General features: G+C 64.6%; 25 protein-coding genes and 1 pseudogene. 18 read left to right on the top strand and 8 right to left on the bottom strand.

Annotated elements, in window-relative coordinates:
* Nucleotides 1-4: 4 nt before the first annotated feature.
* On the top strand, nucleotides 5-856 hold the full coding sequence (gene purU, locus DC31_RS00605; RefSeq protein WP_036275822.1) for a formyltetrahydrofolate deformylase: 852 nt from the start codon (nucleotides 5-7) through the stop codon (nucleotides 854-856).
* A gap of 6 nt (nucleotides 857-862) precedes the next feature.
* On the opposite strand, the gene DC31_RS00600 is transcribed toward purU, so the two are convergent.
* Nucleotides 863-1,909 (bottom strand): NAD(P)H-dependent flavin oxidoreductase, encoded by a 1,047-nt coding sequence (locus tag DC31_RS00600; protein WP_036275819.1) that lies wholly within the window; start codon nucleotides 1,907-1,909, stop codon nucleotides 863-865.
* A gap of 79 nt (nucleotides 1,910-1,988) precedes the next feature.
* Complete coding sequence (locus tag DC31_RS16695) at nucleotides 1,989-2,441, bottom strand: hypothetical protein (RefSeq protein WP_051606273.1); 453 nt, start codon at nucleotides 2,439-2,441, stop codon at nucleotides 1,989-1,991.
* A 112-nt stretch (nucleotides 2,442-2,553) separates the two neighbouring features.
* Here DC31_RS16695 and DC31_RS00590 point away from each other — a divergent pair, with 112 nt between their 5' ends.
* The 3 genes and pseudogenes from DC31_RS00590 to DC31_RS00580 all read left to right on the top strand — a co-directional run bounded on the left by DC31_RS00590 (nucleotide 2,554) and on the right by DC31_RS00580 (nucleotide 4,316).
* Complete coding sequence (locus tag DC31_RS00590) at nucleotides 2,554-2,880, top strand: DUF6412 domain-containing protein (RefSeq protein WP_200872837.1); 327 nt, start codon at nucleotides 2,554-2,556, stop codon at nucleotides 2,878-2,880.
* An 11-nt stretch (nucleotides 2,881-2,891) separates the two neighbouring features.
* Nucleotides 2,892-3,643, top strand: a pseudogene (locus DC31_RS20415) (YidC/Oxa1 family membrane protein insertase).
* Between the two features lie 10 nt (nucleotides 3,644-3,653).
* Nucleotides 3,654-4,316, top strand: a complete 663-nt coding sequence (locus DC31_RS00580) for a hypothetical protein (protein ID WP_036275817.1) — start codon at nucleotides 3,654-3,656, stop codon at nucleotides 4,314-4,316.
* Here the strand turns inward: DC31_RS00580 and DC31_RS00575 are convergent.
* The 5 genes from DC31_RS00575 to DC31_RS00555 all read right to left on the bottom strand — a co-directional run bounded on the left by DC31_RS00575 (nucleotide 4,303) and on the right by DC31_RS00555 (nucleotide 9,778).
* A complete protein-coding gene (locus tag DC31_RS00575; protein WP_051606272.1) occupies nucleotides 4,303-5,391 on the bottom strand; it encodes an alcohol dehydrogenase catalytic domain-containing protein in 1,089 nt (362 codons plus the stop codon). The two genes, DC31_RS00580 and DC31_RS00575, sit on opposite strands and share 14 nt — an antisense overlap.
* A 1-nt stretch (nucleotide 5,392) precedes the next feature.
* Entirely contained in the window at nucleotides 5,393-6,103 is a 711-nt protein-coding gene (locus tag DC31_RS00570) for a phosphonatase-like hydrolase (protein ID WP_051606271.1), read from the bottom strand.
* Nucleotides 6,100-7,248 (bottom strand): TIGR03364 family FAD-dependent oxidoreductase, encoded by a 1,149-nt coding sequence (locus DC31_RS00565; RefSeq protein WP_036275816.1) that lies wholly within the window; start codon nucleotides 7,246-7,248, stop codon nucleotides 6,100-6,102. Before DC31_RS00565 ends, DC31_RS00570 begins: the two co-directional genes overlap by 4 nt.
* 141 nt (nucleotides 7,249-7,389) lie before the next feature.
* Nucleotides 7,390-8,256 (bottom strand): EamA family transporter, encoded by an 867-nt coding sequence (locus DC31_RS00560; RefSeq protein WP_036275813.1) that lies wholly within the window; start codon nucleotides 8,254-8,256, stop codon nucleotides 7,390-7,392.
* 379 nt (nucleotides 8,257-8,635) lie between these two features.
* A complete protein-coding gene (locus tag DC31_RS00555) occupies nucleotides 8,636-9,778 on the bottom strand; it encodes a sensor histidine kinase (protein WP_036275811.1) in 1,143 nt (380 codons plus the stop codon).
* 227 nt (nucleotides 9,779-10,005) lie between these two features.
* On the opposite strand from DC31_RS00555, the gene DC31_RS00550 reads away from it, so the two are divergent.
* From DC31_RS00550 to DC31_RS00495, 14 genes are all read left to right on the top strand, one after another.
* Nucleotides 10,006-10,665 carry a response regulator gene (locus DC31_RS00550; protein ID WP_036275809.1) on the top strand — a complete coding sequence of 220 codons (660 nt, stop codon included), beginning with the start codon at nucleotides 10,006-10,008 and terminating at the stop codon, nucleotides 10,663-10,665.
* A gap of 30 nt (nucleotides 10,666-10,695) precedes the next feature.
* The gene (locus tag DC31_RS00545; protein ID WP_036275807.1) at nucleotides 10,696-11,985 is read left to right on the top strand and encodes a M18 family aminopeptidase; all 1,290 of its coding nucleotides are present in this window, start codon (nucleotides 10,696-10,698) and stop codon (nucleotides 11,983-11,985) included.
* 34 nt (nucleotides 11,986-12,019) lie between these two features.
* On the top strand, nucleotides 12,020-13,471 hold the full coding sequence (locus tag DC31_RS00540; RefSeq protein ID WP_036275804.1) for a purine-cytosine permease family protein: 1,452 nt from the start codon (nucleotides 12,020-12,022) through the stop codon (nucleotides 13,469-13,471).
* Complete coding sequence (locus DC31_RS00535) at nucleotides 13,468-14,046, top strand: cysteine hydrolase family protein (protein ID WP_036275803.1); 579 nt, start codon at nucleotides 13,468-13,470, stop codon at nucleotides 14,044-14,046. Before DC31_RS00540 ends, DC31_RS00535 begins: the two co-directional genes overlap by 4 nt.
* A gap of 38 nt (nucleotides 14,047-14,084) precedes the next feature.
* Nucleotides 14,085-15,536 (top strand): BCCT family transporter, encoded by a 1,452-nt coding sequence (locus tag DC31_RS18905; protein WP_235201247.1) that lies wholly within the window; start codon nucleotides 14,085-14,087, stop codon nucleotides 15,534-15,536.
* The gene (locus DC31_RS18900; protein ID WP_235201246.1) at nucleotides 15,518-16,270 is read left to right on the top strand and encodes a BCCT family transporter; all 753 of its coding nucleotides are present in this window, start codon (nucleotides 15,518-15,520) and stop codon (nucleotides 16,268-16,270) included. Before DC31_RS18905 ends, DC31_RS18900 begins: the two co-directional genes overlap by 19 nt.
* Nucleotides 16,267-17,739 carry an aldehyde dehydrogenase family protein gene (locus DC31_RS00525; RefSeq protein WP_036275799.1) on the top strand — a complete coding sequence of 491 codons (1,473 nt, stop codon included), beginning with the start codon at nucleotides 16,267-16,269 and terminating at the stop codon, nucleotides 17,737-17,739. Before DC31_RS18900 ends, DC31_RS00525 begins: the two co-directional genes overlap by 4 nt.
* Before the next feature lie 33 nt (nucleotides 17,740-17,772).
* Entirely contained in the window at nucleotides 17,773-19,335 is a 1,563-nt protein-coding gene (locus DC31_RS00520) for a GMC family oxidoreductase (protein WP_036276211.1), read from the top strand.
* A gap of 134 nt (nucleotides 19,336-19,469) precedes the next feature.
* The gene (locus DC31_RS00515) at nucleotides 19,470-20,534 is read left to right on the top strand and encodes an alpha/beta hydrolase (protein WP_051606270.1); all 1,065 of its coding nucleotides are present in this window, start codon (nucleotides 19,470-19,472) and stop codon (nucleotides 20,532-20,534) included.
* A 28-nt stretch (nucleotides 20,535-20,562) separates the two neighbouring features.
* A complete protein-coding gene (locus DC31_RS00510) occupies nucleotides 20,563-21,450 on the top strand; it encodes a tryptophan 2,3-dioxygenase (protein ID WP_051606269.1) in 888 nt (295 codons plus the stop codon).
* On the top strand, nucleotides 21,450-22,487 hold the full coding sequence (locus DC31_RS00505; RefSeq protein WP_051606268.1) for a hypothetical protein: 1,038 nt from the start codon (nucleotides 21,450-21,452) through the stop codon (nucleotides 22,485-22,487). The genes DC31_RS00510 and DC31_RS00505 overlap by 1 nt, the downstream gene beginning before the upstream one ends.
* Nucleotide 22,488: 1 nt before the next feature.
* Nucleotides 22,489-22,617 carry a hypothetical protein gene (locus DC31_RS20050; RefSeq protein WP_327036779.1) on the top strand — a complete coding sequence of 43 codons (129 nt, stop codon included), beginning with the start codon at nucleotides 22,489-22,491 and terminating at the stop codon, nucleotides 22,615-22,617.
* 80 nt (nucleotides 22,618-22,697) lie between these two features.
* Complete coding sequence (locus DC31_RS00500) at nucleotides 22,698-23,711, top strand: kynureninase (protein WP_327036778.1); 1,014 nt, start codon at nucleotides 22,698-22,700, stop codon at nucleotides 23,709-23,711.
* Nucleotides 23,712-23,908: 197 nt separating this feature from the next.
* Nucleotides 23,909-24,256, top strand: coding sequence for a hypothetical protein (locus DC31_RS00495; RefSeq protein WP_036275797.1), 348 nt, complete (start codon nucleotides 23,909-23,911; stop codon nucleotides 24,254-24,256).
* Between the two features lie 15 nt (nucleotides 24,257-24,271).
* On the opposite strand, the gene DC31_RS00490 is transcribed toward DC31_RS00495, so the two are convergent.
* Nucleotides 24,272-24,673 (bottom strand): hypothetical protein, encoded by a 402-nt coding sequence (locus tag DC31_RS00490; protein ID WP_036275793.1) that lies wholly within the window; start codon nucleotides 24,671-24,673, stop codon nucleotides 24,272-24,274.
* Nucleotides 24,674-24,696: the final 23 nt, after the last annotated feature.

The raw sequence follows: 24,696 nt of genomic DNA, 5'->3' as shown, positions 1-24,696 counted from the left end.
CCCCATGTCTCAGACCGATACCGCACGCCTGCTCATCGCCTGCGATGACCAGCCCGGCATCGTCGCGGCCGTCGCGGGCGCACTCGCCGCGCACGGCGCGAACATCATCTCGCTCGACCAGCACTCGACGGATGCCGCGGGCGGACGTTTCTTCCAGCGCACGGTGATCCACCTGGACGGGCTAGCCGCCGCACGCCCCGCGTTGGAGGCATCCATCGCGGAGGTGGCTGACCGCTTCGGCATGGAGTGGTCGCTGCACGACACCGCGCGCCGCAAACGCGTGGCGATCTTCGTGTCGAAGTACGACCATTGCCTGATGGAGTTGCTGTGGCGCACCCAGCGCGGTCAGCTCGACATCGACATCTCGATGGTTATCTCCAACCACGCGGATCTCGCTGAGTCGGTGCGCACGTTCGGGGTGCCGTTCGTGCACATTCCGTCTGGCGACAAGGTCGCGATGGAGCAACGCCAGCTCGAGCTGTTGCAGGGCAACGTCGATCTCGTGGTGCTCGCACGCTACATGCAGATCCTCACCGACGATTTCATCGAGCGCGTCGGCGCACCGATCATCAACATCCACCACTCGTTCCTACCTGCGTTTATTGGCGCCAACCCTTATGCGCGGGCCAAGGAGCGCGGTGTGAAGCTGATCGGCGCAACCGCGCACTACGCGACCGCCGACCTCGATGAGGGTCCAATCATCGAGCAGGACGTCACACGCGCCTCACACGCTGACTCGGCCGCTGACCTGCAGAGCCGTGGCGCCGATGTTGAGCGTCAGGTGCTCGCCCGCGCCGTGCAGTGGCACACGGAGGATCGCGTGATCGTGCACGGCAAGTCGACCGTCATCCTGTAGCCGGACTTAAGCGCGGGCAGGCAGCCCAGCTACCAGTTCCTGAAACACCTCGATCGCGTTGTCCAGTCGCGCAAGCGGTGCGGCCTGGCCCAGCCAGAGCGACTGAAGTTCACCCAGGTTCTGCTCTCCTGCTGCTGCCCGGAACTTCCCGGTGAGCCAGTTCTGCGCGGGGAACGGCCCGATCATGCCGCCCGCCTCGATCGCGCGGACCGTCCGGTTGCGCACACCACGGGCAAGGCGCCCGCTCATCGCCTTCGTCAGCACGCTCTCATCGGCGGCAGTCGAGCGGATGGCGCGTCGGTGCGCGTCGTTCGCTGCTGACTCCTGTGTCGCGAGAAACGCCGTTCCCACTTGAACGCCGGATGCTCCGAGCGCGAACGCTGCCGCCACCCCGCGTCGGTCGGCGATGCCTCCGGCCGCGATTACTGGGACCGATACGGCATCCGCTACCTGTGGCACGAGCGCGAACGTGCCGACCAGCGAATCCTCTGCGGGGCGCAGGAACGACACTCGATGACCGGCCGCCTCAGCGCCGCTGGCGATAATGGCATCCACTCCCCCCGCCTCCAGCGCGATAGCTTCGGCTACCGTCGTCGCGGTGCCGATCACCCGGATGTCACGGCGATGCGCCTCGTCGATCACCTCAGGCGAAGGAACCCCGTAGACAACGCTGAGCACCGCGGGCGCAGCATCCCAGATCGCCTCGAGCTGCTCATCCAGTGTCGGCAGATAGCGATCGGGCCGTGCAGGAATCTCGACCCCGACCACGGCGTAGAACGGCTCGAGCGCCTGCGCGAACACGCTGTATTGCGGACCCGGCTCGACCTCGTCGCCGGTGGGCAGCCAGATGTTCAACGCGAATGGCCGGTCCGTGACTTCACGTAGTGCCGCCGCGGTCGACCGGATTCGCTCGCCGTCGTATCCGTAGAGTCCGTAGGCGCCGAGACCACCCGCGGCGCTCACTGCGGCAGTAAGCGCCGTCGATGACAATCCACCGAAGGCGCCGAGGAAGATCGGATGCCGGATGCCCAGGAGTTCACGCAGATCACTCATACTTCCGAGGCTACGCCCGGCATCCGCATGCGTTCTCATCTGTGACGACGATCACTTATCGGCCGTCATCACACTGCCGTCACAGTTGCAGCGTGACTCCTGCATCGGTGCACGCCCCGCTCGCATCCAGCACCCACGTGGTCATGAGGCCCTGCGTTTCCTCCGACATGACGCCGTCGATGCTGGCCTCGTACGCGGCGGCCCGCAACACGGTGAACATCCCGTAGGTCTCCTCCGGGATGGTCGGAAGCACCGGCTCCAGCGCGAGACCGATGTCCATATATCCATATCCGTCGGGGTCTTCAGGATCGACGTCGCCGTAGTCCGCCCAGGTGCTATTGAAGAGCTCGCACGATTCCTGCACGCTGAGCATCTCGGCGCCAGAGCTCGTGGCATCGCTCGTATCTTCCACCGGCGCGGCCTCCGTCTCGACCGGCGCGGGAGGCTCGGGCTGCACAGCAGGACTGCAGGCAGTGAGGCCCACGATGACAACGGCGGTGACGGCAGCGAGCACCAGAAAGTTCTTGGACATGTTTCTCCTCGTGGACGATGCACGATGAGTCCCCCGCGCGTCTTCACCCTATGCGAAGACAGTGAGCGCTCAGAATCAGCGGCACTAGACTCGCAGCAGGACGGGAGATCGTGTGAGTGAGTGGTTTGAGCAGATGCTGAGCATTCTCCTCGCCGCGCTCGGCCTCGTCTCTGTGCCGGATGTGATGTCCTTCGGCGTCGCCATCGCGATCGTCGCCGTCGCGCTCCTCACGCTGACGATCGTGTTGAGCACCCTGCCGGCAGGCAGCAGCAGTGCCCCGCATCCGCGGCGCGCCATCGGCAGATCCGTCCTGCTCTCGCAGAGTGATCCGGGAGCCAGCGGCCACCCCCGTCCCAGGCGCCGGGAGTCGTGCGCGCCGTGTAACCGTCCGTTCGTGACGGGAACGCGGCTCTTCGCCGACCTTCCCGCCACACTCTGAACGGACTTTCCTTGGACATTTATGCCTTCCCGCCGATCGCGGCGATCCTCGACGCCGCCTACGGCGCGCTCACGGGACTCGCCGATCTGCTCCAGCCGCTCGCTGGATCTGCTGCTGCCGCCGCGGCCGTCATCCTCGTCACCCTCATCGTTCGCGCCCTACTCATCCCCGTCGGCGTCTCGCAGGCGAAAGCCGAGCAGACCCGCGCCCGGCTCGCGCCCAAACTGCGCGAAATCCAACGCAGGCACAAGAAGAACCCCGAACGCTGCAGCGCGAGACCATGCAGCTCTACAAGGACGAGAACACCTCGCCCTTCGCTGGATGTCTACCCGTACTGCTGCAGGCTCCGGTCGTCGGCATCCTTTACTCGCTGTTCCTGCGCACCGACATCGCCGGGCACCCGAACGACCTGCTGACTCACAACCTGTTCGGCGCCTCACTCGGCACGAGCCTCGTCAACATGCTGACCATCGGGCCGTTCTCGCTTCCGACGCTCGCCGTGTACGGCGCACTGATTGTCATCATGATCGTGATCGCCGAGGTCACGCGGCGCGTCTTCCGCCCCACCCCTGTTGAAGACTCCCCCATGTCGTCGCCAGGGATGCTCCGCATCATGAGCGCACTGCACTATCTGACCGCGGTGTTCGCCGTATTCGTGCCGCTCGCTGCCGGGCTGTATCTCACGGTCACCGTGACCTGGACGCTGGCGCAACGCGTGGTCCTGCGTCGCCGGTACCCGCTTCCGATCGCCAACGCGCGATAGGTTCGGTGGCATGATGATCGCCGATTCCAAGCCCTCACGCACCGCGCGGGTGCTCATCCTGGTCGGTGGCGGCATTCTGGCGTTGATCTTGTCGGTCCAAGCCGTCGGGATGCTTCGCGAGCAACTGCACGTCGGATGCTCGTTCGGCACGATGGGAGAAGCCACCGGATCCTGGATGTGCACCGATGGTATCGGCTACCTCTTCCCTGGCCTCGCCCTGCTCTTCGGTTCTGGTCTGTCGCTGCTGATCGGTGTGTTCGTGGTGCTGGGCGCGAGGTTGGAGCGCACTCGGCGCCGCGCTCTTACAGTCCTCGCGTTCGCACCGCTGCTGTGGTCACTCGGCTGGCTGAGCTCGGTGACGCTCGCCCGCACGGATCCGCTGCCGGATGGCGAAACGTGGCCGGGCGTCTGGCTGATCGCTGTGGGCATCAGCGCACTTCTCGCTCTCGCGGGCGCGGCCCTCGCAGCATCCGCACCGCCGCTGCGAGGAGGTGCCGCCTATTTGCTGTGGCTTACCGGCGGGGCACTCTTAGTCGCGGCCAGTATCGTGCAACCCGGTCTCGCGCTGGCGACAGTCCCGACGGCTGCACTGCTCGCCGCCGCGCGACTCGTCCCCCTCCTCACTCGAGACGAGTCAACCGACGGCTTGCGCGACAGATTCAGCGCGGGTTGAGGGCGACGCGCAGCGGCGCGCCTGGTGCGGATGCCGCGATGAGCGCAGCATCCACGTCATCCAACGGATGCACCGCACCGACGACGTCGGTGAACGGGAAGGCACGCCCGCGACCGGCGAGGAAAGCGACGGCTGCAGCGAGGTCACGCCCGGTGTAGTTGTGCACCCCGGTCACCGTGACCAGTCGCCGCACCAGACTTTCCGCATCGAGCAGCACCGGATCAGCGGGGAAGACACTACCGACCAGGACGACGGTTCCGCCGATGCCGGCCGCTGCGATCGACTCAGCTACCGCGTGGCCGGATGCTTCGATGACGAGGTCCGCCGGCCCTGCTGATTCCATCAGCGCAGTCGCTCCGAATCGCTCTGCGAAAGTGCGTCGCGCGGCCGAAGGGTCAACGATCGTCACCTCGGCACCGTCGTCCGCTGCGATCGCGGCGGCGGAAAGCCCGACCAGCCCCGCGCCGTAGACCAGCACCCGGATGCCTTCCAGGCTGCGTCCCGCCGAACCGCGGGTGACGGCGGCCCAGGCCGTGGCCGTTGCGCACGACGCCGGTGCGAGTACTGCGGCGGGCAACGCCTCTGGCACCCGCACGATCGCGGTGCCTGCGCGTAGATGCACGTGCGTGGCGAATCCGCCGGTGAGTTCCCATCGGGGTCCGATGCGCTCATGACCGTATTTCGCCAGTGACCGGCACTTCTGTGTGAAGCCCGCAACGCAGCGATCGCACGTGCCACATGACACGGTGACCGACCACACGACGCGGTCGCCGATGTGCAGGACAGTGCCGTCCGCGGTCACTGCACCGTCGTCGCCGATAGCGATGACACGGCCCACGCTCTCGTGCCCGAGCACCAGCGGTGTCGGTGCGGACCGGTGGCCCTGCACCGTGTGCACGTCAGAGCCGCACACGGTCGACAGCTCGATCGCGACCAGCACGTCGCCACCACTGAGCGCCACACCTGGCACGGCAACAGTCTCGTGCGGCTGGCCTACGCCGAGCCAGACCTTCGCGACCGCCGACGGGCGCAGCGTCACATCGTGGCGCTCTTCATGCGGCAGCAGGGTACGCATGTCAGGACGTTCCGGCGAAAGCTGCGTCCAGCAGGGTGCGCGCCCGGAGTGCGGCGTGCAGCGCAGTGACGTCGTCGAGCACCATGTCAGCGCCGGCAACGATCAGTGTGGCTCGATCGTGTGCGCCGCTGAGGACGCCGGCGACGAAACCCGCACCAGCCCGACGGCCACTCTCGACGTCGCTACTGGTATCACCGCACACAGCTACCGCGCGCACGGACGAGGTGCCGGTGCGCAACAGCGCCGTGAGAACCAGGTCGGGTGCGGGGCGCCCCCGGCCGGCGTCCACCGGCGACAGTGCGAGGTCAACGAGGTCGCGCCAGCCGAGCCCGTCAAGCAACGCATCGCGAGTGACGGGTGCAAAACCGGTGGTCAGCACGACCTTGAGGCCTGCATCCCGCAAGTTAGAGATGGCGTCCGCCGCGCCGGGAACTTCAGCCACACCATGCTCAGCGACGATCTCGGAATATGCGCCCTCGAACGCGGCGGTGGCGGCGGCGGCTCTGGCAATATCTCCGCCGGAGAGGTGCGTGAACACATCGATCTTCGACATGCCCATGGTGTCGCGTACGTACTCCAGGGCTTCATCCCACGGCATCCGTTCGGCGACGCCGGTGCGCTCTGCGGCACGCTGGAAAGCCTGCTCGACGACGCCGTCGTCGCGGACGGTCGTTCCTGCCATGTCGAGGACGACGAGTTCGATGTTGGTCATGGGGTTCCTCCCTGTGCGGGCTGCGATGCCCGGTCAAATGCAGATGAAAGTGTGCGTTCCGCGAGTCCCAGCCCCGTCGTCATGCCGATCCCCGTCGTCGCCGCGATCACGTGCAGCCCCGGCTCTGGCTCCTCGATAAGGAACTCGTTCGGCCCGGAAGCGTAGATGCCCTGCCAGCGCTCGAGCACGCGGAAGCGCTCAACGTCGAACAGAGAAGCCGCCTCATCAAGGAAAGCTTCGAAGGCCGACTCGGGCTGGAATGGCCCCGGCTGGATACCCCGAGAGTGCGAGTCGCCGATGATGAACGAGCCGTCCGGTAGCTGGGTGTACATCTGGTTCAGGTCGAGCGCGGCCAGGTCGGGGCGCTCGGTGTGCAGCCGTTCACGAAGACGAGCGGTCTCGGCGAACGCGCCGAAGCGGCCGTACCGCAGCAGCGACCACCCGGTCAGCAGCGGCGCGTCGAGCGGGCGTGGAACATGGGCGGCGACCCGCATCATGTCGAGCGCACAGCGCACGACGCCGGCGCGTTCTGCGAGCTCCGGCAAAAGCTGGTCGACGTCGTGATTGACAGCGACAACCACGAGCCCAGCATCGATCGCACCGCGCGTCGTCTGCACTCGAGATGCAGCAACCTCGGTAACGGCCGTGCGGAAGAAGAATTCAACACCGAGGGACGCGAGGTGTCTGACGATCGCGCCCGATGCTTCACGGGGATTCGTCTGCAAATCAGAATCGATGACTGCACCGCCGATGACCGCGTCTCGTCGGAGCGGAGCACGGTGAAGCAGCTCGTCGACATCCAGCATTCGCAAGTCGCCGTCTTCCGATGCTCGCTCGAGGATGGCGAACTCGTCTTCGTGGCGCGCGGCGATCAGCGTGCCGGACTCCCGCACCCAGAACCCGGCGTCGGTCGCGAGTTGCAGCCAGATGTCACGCGAGGCGTCGGCGAATTCGCGAGCAAGGCCCGTCTGTGCGCCGATGCAGAGGTGTCCAAAATTGCGGATTGTCGCGCCGACCGGTTCTGCCGTGCGATCGACGACAGCGACGCGCAGACCGCGACGAATTCCGGCGTAAGCGGCACCCAGACCGACGATCCCCGAGCCGACGACGACGAGCTCGACGGCCGTCACCGATCGAGTCTTCATGACGGCCTTTCGAGAGTGAGCGAGGGGGATCCACTTGCCACTCTGACACCGGCCAGAAAGGCATCCGCGCCGAACTCGGGAGAGTTTCCCTCCCGTTCACCGACCCTTCGCCCGGGTGAACAACAGATGCTCTACTCCCCGTCAAAGTGCGAGCAATATGATGCCGGCCACCACAATTCCCGATGCGCCCAGCCGCCACCCCGGCTTCGACTCTTTCAGAACCAGGACGCCGAAGAGGCTGACCAGTACGACGCTCACTTCGCGCAGCGGCGCGACGAGCGCGACGGGCGCCATCGTCACCGCGATGAGGATGAGGATGTAGGACAGCGGCGAGAGGAATCCGAACACCAGGATGCGGCGCCACTCCAGCTTCGCGAATGCCAGCGTCGCGCCCCAGCGACGCCGAAGCATGAACGAATAGACGAAAATCTCCATGAGGCAGGTGCCCACCATGTACGGCACCGGCGCAAGCGACCACTCGCGCACGGCGTGTGTGTCCCAGATCGTGTACGTCGCGATGGCAACGCCAGTGAGCAGACCGAACACGATCGATGGATCCCATCCGCGACGTCCGTTACCGCGCGGCGGCATGTCGACGAGTCCGAGCGCGATGACACCGCCGATGATCGCCAGCACCCCGACCAGTGCCCACACCGACGGACGTTCCCCGAGCAGCAGGATCGCGGCGATCACCGCCAGGAACGGCCCGCTGCCACGCGCGGTTGCGTACACCGTGGAGAGGTTTCCTACGCGGTAGCCGTGTTGCAGCACCAGCATGTAGGCGACGTGCAGCACACCCGAAACGCCAACACCGAGGAAGAACCCGGCCAGGTCGCTTTCGTGCAGCCCTCCGGTGAACGGGATGACAGCACCCCAGATGACGGCGCCAGCCACCGCACCGCACCACAGAAATGGGATGCCGGCACGGCTGACTCCGTGGGCAATGATGTTCCACGTGGCGTGCGTGACGGCTGCGGAGAAGACCAGGACAAGGGCAAGAAATGACACGGGAGCCTTCTGTTCGCCAGCGGGCGCGACGAACGGGCTCCTCCGGGCTTTTGTCCTGTCAGATGACGGCCATCCGTGGGGATAGACCGTGGTGCCGCTCGGACCAGTCGGGCGTAAACCCCGGAACCCTAGGCACTATCAGGCGTCAACATAGCATCCGGATGTGAATGGCAGGAACGGGCCTGGACAGCGAGGATCGCGAGCGCGAGAACGTCAGAGTCGCGCCCGCGATCAAAGCGCTGGGGACGCTTTATAACCAAGGCGCTGGGGACGCCTATCTGGGGTACCTCTGACGATACGGATACGCGGTACGTGCCAGTAGGCCCGAAGGTCCCGCACACCCTAGACCTTTGTCTAGATCTTCACTTGATCGGCAACTTCACTTGATCGGCAACAGTGCCGACACGCGCCATTGGCCATCGTCTGCGCCAGCACTGAACTCGCCGTGGGCACCGAGCACGCGCTCTGCCATCCGATTCACGCCAGTCTGGCTGGAGGGCAGATCCCGTCGGGGCGTCTCTGAAAGCGGGCTGCAGATCTCCAACTTCAGTGACTCGTCATCGACATCCAATCGGATGCTGACTTCTCCTGCGCCTGCGTATTTGAGAATGTTCGTCGTTGATTCGCGCATGACGCGAGCAAGAATGATTTCGCCGGCACGGTGAATACGCTCATCGCGCGGGGCTCCCTCGATGCGCACCCGATGCCCGGCGGCCTCGATCTCGCTGCGGGCCTCGTCGATCGCCGTCGCGAGGTCGCCAGAGTGCACTGCGGACGAGCGTGGCCCGTCATCTGCGAGTTCGATCACGAAACGTAGATCCGTCATCGCCGTTTTCGCGGCGACACGAATCGCTTCCTGCGAGTCACGGCTGCGTTCGGCATCATCGAGCATCTGAACATGCAGCGCGACGACGGTGAGGTGATGCGCGATGCTGTCGTGCAATTCGCCGGCGATCCAACGGCGCTCGGCGAGGACCGCTTCACGCTCGTGCTCGGCTCGCTCCGCGAGCTCCTGCTCTAGCCTTCGTCCCTTGTCCAGGGCGATTCGGAGCGCGAGCCCGATTGCTCCCGCCACTGTCGCGATGATCAGGTAAGCGCCGACGGTGACTGGAGCGTCGGTGTCGCCGTACGCGACGATCGCGGTCGCCACCAGGAAGGCACCGATGTAGCAAAGGATGAGCGCAGTTCGGCCCAACCGCATGACGAGTCCGACCGCCACAGCAGCGGCGAAGATCGACTCGGATTCCGTACCCGCGATGAACGACACCGCGAACACGATTCCCAGCGAGATTGTGGCCGCCCAGGGCGACCAGAGGTACAGCGCGAACACGATCGAGGTCGCGATGCTAAGAACAGATTGGAAGAGGCTGGGGCTATAGGAGAGGACGAGGCTGGAGACGTCGACGGCGATGACGCCGCCGATCACCACGAGCATCACGACACGCTCAAGAGTGCTCAGCGCCCCGGCTCGCGTCAGTCGAAGGAAGCCAGAGCCATCCGGGAGTAACCGACCGAAAGCCATGGTTCAGTATCTCCTATTTGCCAAATGCGTTAGCCTTAGAAACCGAAGGCCTTCGCCATCATTTGCCAGAAAGTCATAGTTTTCACCACCAAGATTAGGTCTTACGTCGAATGTCTAAACTCATCTTCTCGGTGAACAAGCGTCAGCGCATCTGACTACCGGACAGTCTTTTTTGACCAAAGGTCTAGGGCATCCGCGACAACCCTCCTGGCGGTTAGGCTTCTCTCATGCCGGAAATCCGTGTTCTCATCGTCGATGACGATCCGCTGGTGCGCTCAGCGCTCTCGCACTTCGTGTCGCGCGATGCAGAGATCGAGGTCATCGGCGAAGCCGAATCCGGTCTCGAAGCGATCGCCTTCGTGGAGCAGGACATTCCTGACGTGATCATGATGGACGTGCAGATGCCGGAGATGAACGGTATCGAAGCGACCGCAGCCATCGCGCAGCGCTGGCCGGACATCCGCATACTGGCCGTGACCACCCTCGAAGGGAGCGATACCGTGCTTCCGATGCTCAGCGCTGGCGCTTCCGGGTACATGCTCAAGGACTCCAGCGCCGAGAGCATTCGCGCGGGTGTACGCGAGGTCTACAACGGCGCCAGTTCTCTGTCGCCGAGGATCGCGTCGATGCTCGTCAAGCACGTGCGCGAGACCGAATCTGCCGCAGCCAGGCAGACGGATCAGCTCGCCCCGCTCACTGAACGCGAGAGAGAAGTACTCCACTGCCTGACGCAGGGCATGTCGAACGCTGAGATCGCGCGGGCGATCATCGTCTCTGAGGGCACTGTAAAAGCCCACCTCGGCAGCATCATGTCGAAATGGCAGGTGCGCGACCGCGTGCAGATCATCGTCGCGGCGGCGCATGCCGGCCTGGTGAACTTCGGCTGACTCGCCCTGACGCGCGGCTACGATCGAAGGATGCCCGTTACGCCGCACGCCCTGTCGCACGCTGAGGATCTCGCCGATTTCGTCGCAGCATCCCCCTCGAGCTATCACGCCGCCGAAGAGGTCGCACGACGCCTTGAGAACACCGGTTTCGTAAGGCTGAGCGAGGAGGACGCGTGGCCGACACAAGCCGGCGGCCGTTTCGTCGTTGTGCGCGACGGCGCTGCGATTGCCTGGGCTGTACCGAAGCATGCCGCAGCCACGACATCCGCGCAGATTTTCGGTGCCCACACTGATTCCCCCGGTTTCAAGCTCAAGCCGAAGCCGACGACCGGTTCCCGTGGCTGGCTCCAGGCAGGCGTCGAGGTCTACGGCGGCCCGCTGCTCAACTCCTGGCTTGACCGTGAACTGCGCCTCGCTGGCCGCCTCGCACTAGCAGACGGCCGTGTCGTGCTCTCCGATACTGGTGCACTGCTCCGCCTTCCCCAGCTGGCGGTTCACCTGGATCGCGAGGCGAATACCGGCCTCGCGCTCGACAAGCAGTTCCAGACCCAACCGGTGTGGGGCCTGGGAGATCCGACCGCAGAAGACCTGCTCGGTGAGCTTGCTTCTTCCGCTGGCGTGGACGCCGCAGATATACGTGGATTTGACGCCGTTGTGGCGGATTCTGCTCGGGGTGCGGTGTTCGGAAAGGACAACGCGTTCTTCGCCAGTGGTCGGCTCGACGATCTGGCATCCGTGCATGCTGGCGTAGTCGCACTGTCGGCACTGGCCGCGGACGAATTTGAGGGCCAGGGCATCGCGATCCTCGCGGCTTTCGACCACGAAGAGCTGGGTTCGAACTCTCGCTCTGGCGCCGCAGGCCCATTCCTTGAAGACATTCTCGCGCGGATCTACGCCGACCTGGGCGCAGATGCCTCTGAACAGCGTCGCGCGTTCGCGGCATCCTGGTGTCTCTCCAGCGATGTCGGTCACTCAGTGCACCCGAACTACGCGCACAAGCACGATCCGGTTGTGCAGCCGCTGCTCGGGTCGGGCCCGATCTTGAAGATCAATGCCAACCAGCGCTACGCGACGGACGCTCTAGGCGCAGCCGCCTGGGCGAACTGGTGCGCCACCGCGGGAGTCCATTCTCAAGAGTTCGTCTCGAACAACGCCGTCCCCTGCGGGTCAACGATCGGTCCGATCACGGCGACCAGGCTCGGAATCCGCACGGTTGACGTCGGCATTCCGATCCTCTCAATGCACTCCGCTCGTGAGCTCGCCGGCGTCAGTGACCTCGACGCGCTGACACGCGTCGCCGCATCCTTCTTCACCGCCTAACCCCACGCAGGCGCGGCAGTGCCAGGATGATGGCATGAGCCAGAAGATTGCAGCAGCACCGGGGCTGATCGAACGCGCCGGCATCGAGGTCATCCCCGAGTCTGATCGCACGGCGAAGCCCCGCGACCTGTTTTGGCCGTGGTTCGCGGCGAACGTCTCGGTGTTCGGCATGTCGTACGGCTCGTTCGTGCTCGGCTTCGGCATCTCGTTCTGGCAGGCGACGATCGTGTCGATCATCGGCATCGTGGTGTCGTTCCTGCTGTGCGGCCTGATCGCCATTGCCGGCAAGCGCGGCTCCGCGCCGACCATGGTGCTCTCGCGCGCGGCGTTCGGCGTGCACGGGCAGAAAGTCCCCGGCATCGTCTCGTGGCTGACCTCGATCGGCTGGGAAACGTTTCTGGCGATCATGGCGGTACTCGCCACTGCGACCGTCATCACCCAGCTCGGCGGCGACGGCGACAGCGTCGCTCTGAAGATCACCGCCACCGTGATCGTCGCGGCGCTCATCGTCGCAGCATCCGTGCTCGGCTATCACACGATTATGAAGCTTCAGTCGGTACTCACCTGGGTCACCGGCGCCGTCACGATCCTGTACGTCATCCTCGCCTTCTCGCACATCGATTTCGCCGCGGTCATGGCGCTCCCCGACGGCAGCCTCGGTCAGCTCATCGGTGCACTGGTGATGGTCATGACCGGGTTCGGTCTCGGCTGGATCAACATCGCCGCCGACTGGTCGCGCTACCAGAAACGCACCGCATCTGACGGCGCGATCGTCGCGTGGAACACGATCGGCGGGTCAGTCGCCCCGGTCATTCTCGTCGTCTTCGGTTTGCTGCTCGCGGGCTCCGACGAGAATCTGCTGAACGCGATCGCCGGAGACCCAATCGGCGCTCTCGCGGCGATTCTCCCGGTCTGGGTGCTCGTACCGTTCTTACTCACCGCGGTGCTCGCGCTCGTCTCCGGCGCGGTGCTCGGAATCTACTCCTCCGGACTCACGCTGCTGAGCCTCGGCATCCGCATTCCTCGCCCGTCTGCAGCGGCGATCGACGGTGTCATCCTCACGATCGGCACGATCTATGTCGTGTTCTTCGCGACCGACTTTCTCGGTCCATTCCAGAGCTTCCTCATCACCCTGGGCGTGCCGCTGGCATCATGGGCCGGCATCCTCATCGCTGACATTCTGCGACGCAAGAAGGACTACGACGATGAGGCGCTGTTCGACGCCAACGGCCGCTACGGCGCGTGGGACTGGACGTCGATCATCACGATGGTCGTCACCTCGGTCATCGGCTGGGGACTCGTCGTGAACCTGTTTGCCGAAGACGCCGCCTGGAATAACTGGCAGGGCTACCTCCTCCCGCTCATCGGAGGTAAGGATGGCGACTGGGCATACGCGAACCTCGGCGTCTTCTTCGCGCTCGTGCTGTCGTTCGTGGTGACGTACTTCGCCCGGGCTCGGAAGATCCGTCGTCAGGAGCAGGCGTGAGTACGCCGGTTCCTGACCCTTCGTCCGGGACCGGATGGCTCGTCATCATCGACCCGCAGGCGATCTTCGCCTCGCCGGATTCAGCCTGGGGTTCGCCGTTCTTCGCCGATGTGATGCCGAGAATTCGTGCGCTCGCGGATGCTTTCGGCGAGCGCGTTCTCGTGACCAGATGGATGCCGACAGCTGATCGCTCCACCTCGTGGGGCGAGTACTTCGCAGCGTGGCCGTTCGCAGATCAGCCGTCGACCGATCCGCTGTTCGAGCTGGTTCCGGAGGCTGCCGCGCTGAGCCGCCGCGAGACGCTCGACCTGCCGACGTTCGGCAAGTGGGGTGCAGAAATCGAGGCGATCGTCGGTCGCGGGGCACACGTAGTGCTGAGCGGAGTCTCGACGGACTGCTGTGTGATTTCAACGGCGCTGGCCGCAGCGGATGCCGGCGCGCACGTCACCGTTGCCGCCGATGCGTGCGCTGGTTCGACGGCAGAGAACCATGCCGCAGCAATCCAGGTGATGGGGCTCTATCCGCCGCAGATCACGATCAGCAATACCGCAGAGGTGCTCGCGAATATCATCTGATCCGCAATGACGCAGTTTGCTATCCTCGGTGCCAGAACGTGACTGAAGATGACTTTAACTGGCCGATACTCGACGGAACTGATGTGATGCCCGAAGATACCGCACCCCCTGTCCTTTCGACGCGAAAGAGCGCCGTACCGCCGCCCCGCTGGCCTGTACTGATCGGATCGGCGGCAGCGATCCTGGCGATCGCGCTGTGGGCGATTTTCGCACCGGTGCAAGCCGGTGAAGTCATCGGCGTCATGGTGGTGTGGATCTCGACCAACTTTGGCTGGTATTTCGTCCTCACCGCGGCGATCGTGGTGGTGTTCGTGCTGATCCTGGCGTTCTCCTCGGTGGGCCGCACCAAACTCGGGCCCGATCACTCGAAGCCGCAGTTCAGCATGTTCACTTGGGCGTCGATGCTTTTTGCTGCGGGCATCGGCATCGATCTGATGTTCTTCGCTGTCTCAGAACCCGCCGCGCAGTACATGCATCCGCCAACGGGCGCAGGTGAGACCATCGCGGCCGCCCGACAGGCGATCGTCTGGACGTTCTTCCACTACGGCCCCGTCGGCTGGGCGATGTACGCGCTGATGGGCGCAGCCTTCGCCTACTTCGCGTACCGCCGCAACCAACCGTTGACCATCCGCTCCGTCCTCGCTCCCATTTTCGGCAAGTACACGAACGGCTGGGTCGGACACAGCGTCGACATCTTCACCGTGCTCGGCACCGTATTCGGCATCGCTACGACCCTCGGCATCGGCGTCGTGCAACTCAGCTACGGGATGCATGTACTGTTCGGCACCCCCGATGGTGTCTCGATGCAGATCGCGCTGATCGTGCTCGCCGTAGCGATGGCGACCATCTCCACCGTCTCCGGCGTCGAAAAGGGCATCCGGCGCCTGTCCGAGGCAAACGTCGTCCTCGCCATCGCCCTGCTGATCTGGATCACGATCACCGGCCAGACCCGGCGCATCATGGACGGTCTCGTGATGAACGTCGGCGACTTCTTCGCCGCTTTCCCCAGCATGCTCATGGACACGTTCGCGTGGAGCCGCCCGGACGACTGGATGCAGGCATGGACACTGTTCTTCTGGGCCTGGTGGATTGCCTGGGCGCCGTTCGTCGGACTCTTCCTCGCGCGCATCTCGCGCGGCCGGACACTGCGCCAGTTCATCGTCGGCGTGCTGGTGATCCCGTTCGCGTTCATCGCGATCTTCATCTCGGTCTTCGGCAACTCCGCTCTCGAGCTCATCCTGGGCGGCGATAAGGCCTTCGCGGAATCTGCGGTGAACACCCCGGAGCGCGCGTTCTTCGATCTGCTGCAGCAGTATCCGGCTGCCCCCGTCGTGCTCGGCGTCGCGTTGCTGACCGGACTGCTCTTCTACGTCACCTCCGCAGACTCCGGCGCACTGGTGCTCGCGAACCTGACGTCCAAGATGGAAGACCCCCAGCAGGATGCCGGGAAGATGTTGCGCATCTTCTGGTCGTGGCCACCGGGCTTTTGACTCTCGGCATGCTGCTGGTCGGCGGCGTTCCGACGCTGCAGGCGGCCACGCTCATCATCGGCCTGCCCGTCTCACTGCTGCTGTACCTGGTGATGATCTCGCTATACCGCGCGCTGGGAGCCGAGAAACATCATCGTGCGGGCTACCTCGCCACGATCCCTGGACGCTTCGGCCCGACGCAGACGAACTGGCGCCAGCGCCTGAAGCGCTCGACCACGTTCCCCGGGCGTGCGCAGGCGATCAACTACCTCGACGCGGTGGCAGCGCCTGCATTGCAGGATGTCGCGGATGAGCTGTGCGCGGCCGGCGCCGAGGCAACCGTCGAACGCCTCGACATCGACGGTCTAGACATGCCTTCGCTGGTGCTGTCCGTCCCCTTCGCCGACGGCGAGAACTTCACCTACCAGCTCTACCCTGTTCCCCACGAGCTGCCAACGTTCGCCTACCGGAGCGTCAGCGAATCGGGACAGTACTTCCGAATCGAACCCTTCGCTGCCACCGGCTCACGCGGTTATGACGTCTACGGCTACACGGCCGATCAGCTGATTACCGACGTGTTGAGCGGCTACGAATCCCACCTGGAGTACCTGCGACTCACCGTCGACGTGCCGGAACCGGTCTTCACCGAAGCTCTGCCGGTGATCACCGACTGGCAGGGAGACTTCCTGGAACCGAAATCCGATTCCGACACTAACTCCACCTCTGATGCAAGCACTCCGAAGGAGACCCCATGACCGCCACACTCTTCATTGACGGCGCCTGGACCACAGCAATCGACGGCGGCACCAGAGAGATCCGCTGCCCCGCCGACGGCTCACTCGTGGCCGTCGTCGACGAGGCAACCGAGGTCGACGCGATCGCCGCGATCCACGCCGCACGAAAGGCATTCGACAGCGGAGTGTGGACGTCCACTCCGGCATCCCAGCGCGGCGATTTTCTGCTGCAAGTCGCTGAACGCCTGCGCGAGCGCAAGGAAGAGTTTGCTCGCGCCGAGTCGCTCGACACTGGCAAGCGCCTCGTCGAATCCCGCATCGATATGGATGACATCGCGGCGTGCTTCGACTACTTCGGCAAGCTCGCCGCTCAGGACGCCGGACGCATCGTCGATGCCGGCGATGCCAATGTCCTCAGCCGGATCGAGCACGAACCGGTTGGCGTGTGCGCGCTGATCACACCGTGGAACTATCCGCTGCTGCAGGCCGCGTGGAAGATCGCACCGGCACTGGCTGCCGGAAACTCGTTCGTGCTGAAGCCTGCCGAACTGACCCCGCACACGGCGATCCTCATGATGGACCTGCTTGATGAGTTGGGGCTGCCCGCGGGCGTCGCCAACCTTGTGCTCGGCGCGGGCGCCACAGCCGGCGGGCCGCTCTCCACTCACGAAGACGTCGACATGGTCTCGTTCACCGGAGGGCTGGTGACCGGCCGCCTTCTGGCCGCGAACGCTGCGGCGACCGTGAAGAAGGTCGCCCTCGAGCTCGGCGGCAAGAACCCCAACGTGATCTTCGCCGATGCCGACTTCGACGCCGCCGTAGACAACGCGCTGAACGCGGCATTCGTGCACTCCGGTCAGGTGTGCTCGGCCGGCGCTCGTCTCGTGGTCGAAGAGTCGATTGCGGAGCGCTTCGTTGATGAGTTGGTGCGCCGCGCTGAGGCCATCCGCCTCGGCGGCCCCTTCGATGATGATGCCGAGACCGGTCCCTTGATCTCTGCCGCACACCGGGAGAAGGTCGATGCATATGTGCAGGCCGGCGTCGTAGAGGGCGCCCGACTGCGCACTGGCGGCAAAGCCCCTGAGGGTGAGATGGCCGACGGCTTCTACTACCTGCCGACTATTCTCGACCAGGTGCAGCGCGGGATGTCCGTGGTGACCGATGAAGCCTTCGGCCCCGTCGTCACCGTTGAGACTTTCACCACCGAGGATGAGGCCGTCGAAATCGCCAACGACACCATCTATGGCCTGGCTGGCGCCGTCTGGTCGCAGGATGCCGGTCGCGCACAGCGCATCGCTCGGCGCCTCCGCCACGGCACGATCTGGATCAACGACTACCACCCTTACCTGCCGCAGGCCGAGTGGGGCGGGTTCAAGCAGTCCGGCTTCGGGCGCGAGCTCGGGCCGACCGGCCTTGCCGAATACCAGGAAGCCAAGCACATCTACCAGAACCTCACCCCCGCGGTGACCGGCTGGTTCCCCGAGCACTGAGTTCCCCCGAGCACTGATCAGGAGCTGATGACGATGAAGACGACACACACCTTCGACTATGTGATCGTTGGCGGTGGTTCTGCCGGCGCCGCGGTTGCCGCCCGGCTGAGCGAGGATCCGTCCGTCACGGTGGGTCTGCTCGAAGCGGGTCCCTCCGACACCGACCAGGAGGTCGTGCTGCGGCTCGATCGCTGGATGGAGCTGCTGGAATCTGGGTTCGACTGGGACTACCCCATCGAGCCGCAGGAAAACGGCAACTCCTTCATGCGCCACGCGCGAGCCAAGGTGTTGGGCGGATGCTCGTCACACAACTCGTGCATCGCTTTCTGGGCGCCGCGCGAAGATCTCGACGAGTGGGCCCACACCCACGGCGCCACCGGGTGGGATTCGGAGCACACCTACCCGCTGTACAAGAAGCTCGAGACCAACGAACTGCAGGGCGACCTGCACGGCCACGACGGCCCCGTGCACCTGATGAACGTTCCGGCGGTTGACCCCTGCGGGATCGCTCTTTTGGATGCCTGCGAACAGGCCGGCATCCCTCGCGTGCAGTTCAACAGCGGCGAGACGGTCATCAACGGTGCGAACTTCTTCCAGGTGAACCGTCAGGCCGACGGCACCAGGGCGTCGTCTTCGGTGTCGTACCTGCATCCGATCCTCGAGCGCGACAATCTCAGCATCCTGACCGGCCAGCACGTCAAGGAACTCACGTTTGACGACGATGGTGCGTGCACCGGCGCGATCACGGTCGACAATGCTTTCGCTCGCCCCTCTCACATCGCGGCAAGCCGCGAGGTCATCGTTTCAGCTGGCGCGATCAACACGCCTCAGCTGCTCATGCTCTCTGGCATCGGCCCTGCCGAGCACCTCCGCGAAGTCGGGATCGACGTCCGCGTGGACTCCCCCGGCGTCGGCTCGAACCTCGCCGATCACCCCGAGGGTGTCGTGCAGTGGGAGGCGAAGAAGCAGATGCCGCGCGAATCGACGCAGTGGTGGGAGATCGGCATCTTCGCGCCCACCGAGGAGGGCCTCGATCGCCCGGATCTGATGATGCACTACGGCTCGGTGCCGTTTGACATGCACACCTACCGCGCGGGCTACCCGACCGCTGAGGAGATGATCTGCCTGACGCCGAACGTCACGCACGCACGCTCCCGCGGGACGGTCCGGCTGCGTTCGATCGACTACCGCGACAAGCCGAAGGTCGATCCCCGCTACTTCACGGACCCTGAGGGCCATGACATGCGCGTGATGATCAACGGCATCCGCAAGGCACGCGAGATCGTCGCGCAGCCCGCGATGTCGGAGTGGGCCGGACGCGAACTCGCACCGGGTGCGGGTGCAGTGACAGACGAGGATCTCGCCGCGTACATCCGCGCCACGCACAACACCGTCTACCACCCGGTGGGAACCGTGCGGATGGGCCCCGTGGATGACGAGATGTCACCGCTTGACCCGCAGCTGCGCGTGAAGGGCGTCTCCCGCCTGCGCGTGGTCGATGCTTCGGCGATGCCGGAGATCACCACGGTCAACCCCAACATCACCGTGATGATGATGGGCGAGAAGTGCGCCGAGATGATCCGCTCGGGGAACTGACTTCCCTGTTACGCGAGCCCCGATCAGCTGATGGCGTCCCGATCAGCTGAGCAACCCGGCTAATTCGTCAGCAGATCGGGACAAGCTCGGCATATCGGGCAGGCTCTGCCACACTGAATCCCGGAGAGGGTTCTATGACCACGCATACGCACGAGACGGACAACAGCGACACCGCGAAGAAGACGCATCACCGGTGGCGGAAGACGAGGATCACTCTCGGCATCGTTGTCGCCGTCGCGGTAGTCGTGGCGATCATCGGATCGATCACTCCATGGCCATCTGCGATGGTCATCCGCTCGGTCTTCACTCAGGGCGGTGAGGCGACCGCGGCCGAGATGGACAAGTACCTGCCCGACACGAAGCTCACCGAGACGCTCGATGTCTCCTATGGTAGCGACGGCGTCGACACGACGATGGATGTCTTTACTCCAGCATCCGCGAGCGGCCCCCTCCCGACGGTTGTCTGGATTCACGGCGGCGCCTGGATCTCGGGTTCAAAAGAGAACATTGACCCCTACATGCGCATCCTCGCGGCCAAGGGATACACGACCATCGCGGTGAACTACACGCTGGGACCAGAGGGTTTCTACCCGAAGGCCGTGAACCAGATCAACGAGGCGCTCGGGTACATCAACGAGCATGCCGCCGACCTCAATGTCGATGACTCGCAGATCGTGCTCGCCGGAGATTCAGCCGGCAGCCAACTCGCCAGCCAGATGGCCACGCTCATCACCAGCCCCGATTACGCCAAGATCATGGACGTCACTCCGACGCTCAACGCCGATCAGGTCGTCGCCACCGTGCTGAACTGCGGCGTATATGACCTCGCGGCTCTCGCCGCTCTGAACGGCATCGTCGGATGGGGCCTGAAATCGTCGATGTGGGCGTACACCGGTACCCGCACGTGGGCCGAAGACTCATCCGGCGCGACGATGTCGACCATCAACTGGGTCACCGAGGACTTCCCGACCACCTACATCTCGGGTGGCAACGGTGACGCGCTCACCTGGTTGCAGTCCATCCCGATGACAGATCGACTGGAAGAACTCGGCGTCGATGTGACAACGCAGTACTGGCCTGCGAATCACGAACCAGCCCTCCCCCACGAGTACCAGTTCCACCTCGACATGCCAGACGCCCAGACTGCGCTGCAGAAGACGATCGACTTCCTCGACGCACAGACAACACCTGCCAGCTGAACGATCGTTCGGGATATCGTGAGGTCTCATGGACACCGATAATTCTGCGCGCTCCGCCAGCCCCGCGCACACAGGCAACGAGCGTGCGCTGGAGGACGGGATCGTCACCGACCTCACGGGCCGGATGACGTACGGGTCGTACCTCGAATTGGATCAGCTGCTCTCGGCGCAGCATCCGGTCAGCAGCCCCGAGCATCATGACGAAATGCTGTTCATCATTCAGCACCAGACCACCGAGCTGTGGCTAAAGCAACTGATTCACGAGCTGGGCTCGGCGCGCATACTGCTCGCCAGCGATGACCTTCGCGAGGCGCTGAAGCGGGTCGCTCGCGTCAAGCGCATCCAGGACGTCATGACTCAGCAGTGGTCAGTGCTGGCTACTCTCACTCCCACCGAATACGCGCAGTTCCGAGGGGCGCTGGGCAATTCATCCGGGTTCCAGTCCGTGCAATACCGCGCCGTCGAGTTCGCACTGGGCAACAAGAACGAGCGGATGCTGCAGGTGTTCCGCGATCATCCAGAAAATCTCGCGATGCTCACTGCGGAGTTCGAGCGTCCGACGCTGTACGACGAGTTTCTGCGCTTCGCGGCACGCCGCGGGCTAGCAATCCCCACCGAAATTCTCGAGCGCGATGTGCGCGAGCCGTACCGGCCGCACGCGTCGCTCGTACCGGCGATCCGCGAGATCTACGAGAACCCGCACACCTACTGGGACCTCTACGAGGCCTGCGAAGACCTCGTAGATCTCGAGGACAACTTCCAGTTCTGGCGGTTCCGCCATCTGAAGACCGTGACCCGCACGATCGGAATGAAGGTCGGCACCGGCGGCTCCAGCGGCGTCAGCTTTTTGCAGCAGGCGCTGGAGCTGACGTTCTTCCCCGAGCTGTACACGGTACGCACGGAGATCGGCAGCTGATGCGCGCCGCGGTCACCTGGTTCGATGGTGGTGATTGGCGTGACGGGGTTATCGCAGTCAGCGCCACCGAGGTGCGGCTGCTGGCGCACGCGCCGACTTCTGGGCTCCCGAGGCTCGATGGCGTCATCACCGGCGGGTTCACCGACCACCATGTGCATATTCAGCTCATCGACCCCGCGCTGCTCGCGGAGTCGATGCTCGGTCGGGTCAATGATCTCGGCGGGAACCCGGCGGTGCTCTCCGATGTTCACAACTCCTCCAGAATCGCGCGCACACCCGCTGATTCGGACGAATCGGCCCCGTACCTGACCGAATTGGAGGAGTTACGAACGATCCACGGCGTGGAGTTCGCCTTCGCCGGCGCATTCCTGACTCCTCCCGGCGGGTATCCGTCCGATCGCAGCTGGGCGCCGGAGGGTTCGGTCCGCGAGATCGCCAATGCGGATGACGCGGAACGTGCCATCGTCGAGATGAAGGATGCTGGCGCTGTGCGCATCAAGATCGCCAGCAACAGCAACGCTGGCCCGGTGTTCACGGACGAGCTACTGCGGACAATTATCTCGATCGCTGCATCCCATCGTCTGCCGATCGTCGCTCACGCCGAGGGTCGAGGCGAAGCGCAGCGTGTCGTGCGTCTGGGCGCCGGACGTCTCGCGCACGCGCCCTTCTCGGAACTGCTCTCCGACTCTGAGACTGCCGCGCAGGCGGCATCAGCCTCGTGGATCTCGACTCTCGCCGTCCATCACGGCGCAGGATATGACACCGCCGTGGAAAACGTCCGGCGCTTCCACGCCGCCGGCGGCACCGTGCTCTACGGCACCGATATGGGCAACGGACCCACTCCGGTCGGGCTGAACTCACGCGAGATCAGAGCATTGCGAGAGGCAGGAATCGTCGGCGTGGATCTCTTGCAGTGCCTCGACCCAACGGACCCCCGTGACCCACAATCGCGCCTGCTGTTTTTCCCCGGACAGTCGCCGGAGACGGCCGACCCGCTCCGCGCCCGGTTGCTCGCTGCCGACGATTTGAGAGTGTGACATGACCGACCTGCTCGATGCCGCCCGCGCTCTCGACGCCGCGGATACGCTGCGCACACACCTCGGCGCTTTCGTCGATGCCCCTGCGTCGACGCCTATCTTGATGGCAATTCGCTCGGCCGTCCGCTGAAAGAGACGCCGCACCGCATCGCGGAGTTCATTCGCGCAGAGTGGGGCACGCGTCTGATTCGCTCGTGGGACGAGCAATGGATGGAGCTTCCCACCAAGCTGGGTGACCGCATCGGCCACTCCTGTCTGGGGGCGGCAGCAGGACAGACCCTCGTCGCAGATTCGACCACCGTGCTGCTCTACAAGCTCATGCGCGCCGCCGTCGCAGCCCACGCAGAGCGCACCGAGATCCTCATCGAGGAGACGAACTTCCCCACAGACCGCTTCGTCGCCGAAGGTGTCGCTGCCGAGCGCGGACTGACCCTGCGCTGGCTTGCCTCCGATCCGGTCAATGGTGTGACACCGTCGGATGTCGCGGCAGCAGTCTCTGAAGACACAGCGCTCGTCGTGTTGAGCCACGTCGATTACCGCTCGGGCGCGTTGGCAGACATGGCCGCGATCACGGATGCGGTTCACAAAGTCGGTGCACTGATGCTGTGGGATCTCTGCCACTCCGTCGGCGTCATCCCGGTGCAACTCGACGCGTGCGGTGTCGACCTCGCCGTGGGCTGCACCTACAAGTATCTGAACGGCGGACCGGGATCCCCCGCCTTCGCCTATATGAACGCCCGCCACCATGGCATGCTGCCACAGCCCATCCAGGGGTGGATGGGCGCAGGAGACGTGTTCGCGATGGGTTCGGCGTATGCGCCGGCCGACGGCATCCGTCAGTTCATCAGCGGCACGCCTCCCGTGCTGGGCATGCTGGCGATGCAGGGCATGCTCGACCTCATCGAGGCGGCCGGTATCGATGAGGTCCGCACGAAATCCGTCTCGCTCACCGAGCTTGTCGTGCGTGCGTTCGACGAAGAACTCGCCCCGCTCGGCGTTCGTCTGCTCAGCCCGAGGGATGCCGCGCTACGCGGTGGCCACGTCACGATCGGCCATGAACGCGCGGCGGACGTGACTCGCACTTTGTGGGCGGATGGCGTGATCCCTGACTTCCGTTTTCCAGATGGCATCCGGCTCGGGCTGTCGCCGCTGAGCACCTCGCACGCGGAGGCGCTCAAAGGAGTGCGTGCGGTGCGCGACGCGCTGCTGACGGCGGCCGAATAGAACGTCGGGCGAGCACCCGCTGTTCAGCGCGCTGCAGAAGAGCGCCGGGTGAGAGCGCCGTCGACCTCGGTGACGACGTAGGCACGGCGCGGGAATTTCGTCAACATGGATTGTTTCGCCGGGTGTCATGGTGGCTTTGCTGTCACGCCGGCTCGACCTACTCTTGCCGAAACAGTTCCGAACCTGAGGAGATCATCGTGTCCACGCCACTTCGCCGCATTTCACCCCTCGAGGTGAGCGGGCGTGCGGCGTGCATGTGCGACCACGGTGATGTCTGCTCGTCTTTCACACCGGGGCACGCCCTGCACCTTATTCAGGCACGGCTCGCCTCCGCGACGCCGAGCGAGTGGGCAGACAGCATTGTCGAGCAGACGGATGCCGCAACCGGCGAAGTGCGCGTGCGGACGCTGGACGGCGAAGCCTGGACGCTCTGGAGCGCCCAGGGTGCCGCTCTCGAAGTGCAGCCAGGGTCACCGGTCGCTTTGCACCGGCGGTATCACGTGCTCGCCGTCGGGCGCGTGCGCTTCAACGTCGCGACGGCCTAAGACGGTAGCGGTCGCTCAGGCGGTCGCCATCATCATCTTCCGCATGTCCATGCAGGCGTCCATGCATGCCTTGCACGCGGCGGCGCACATCTTGCAGACCTCGCTGTGGTCGGCGTGCTCCATGCACGAGTCCATGCAGAGCTGACACATCGCTATGCAGGCATCGAGCATCGCCATCATCACGGCCGGCGTCATCCCCTGCATCCGCATCATTGAGCGCATCATCGTGTGACACATGTCGGCACAGTTCATGCACGCCGGTGCACAGTCCATCATCTGCATCGAGCACACCGTGCATGCCTGTTCGCACGCCGCGCATGCATCCATGCATACCTGCATGACGGCCATGTCCATCATCTCCATGCCGGGCATCGCCTTCATGTCCTTGGACATCGCACCCATCATCATCGAATCCATCGCACACCTCGCGTTCGTCTGGG

Origin of the sequence: Microbacterium sp. CH12i (assembly GCF_000685355.1) — a bacterium.
Classification (GTDB): Bacteria; Actinomycetota; Actinomycetes; order Actinomycetales; family Microbacteriaceae; genus Microbacterium.
This window is presented reverse-complemented; position numbering and strand designations above follow the sequence as displayed.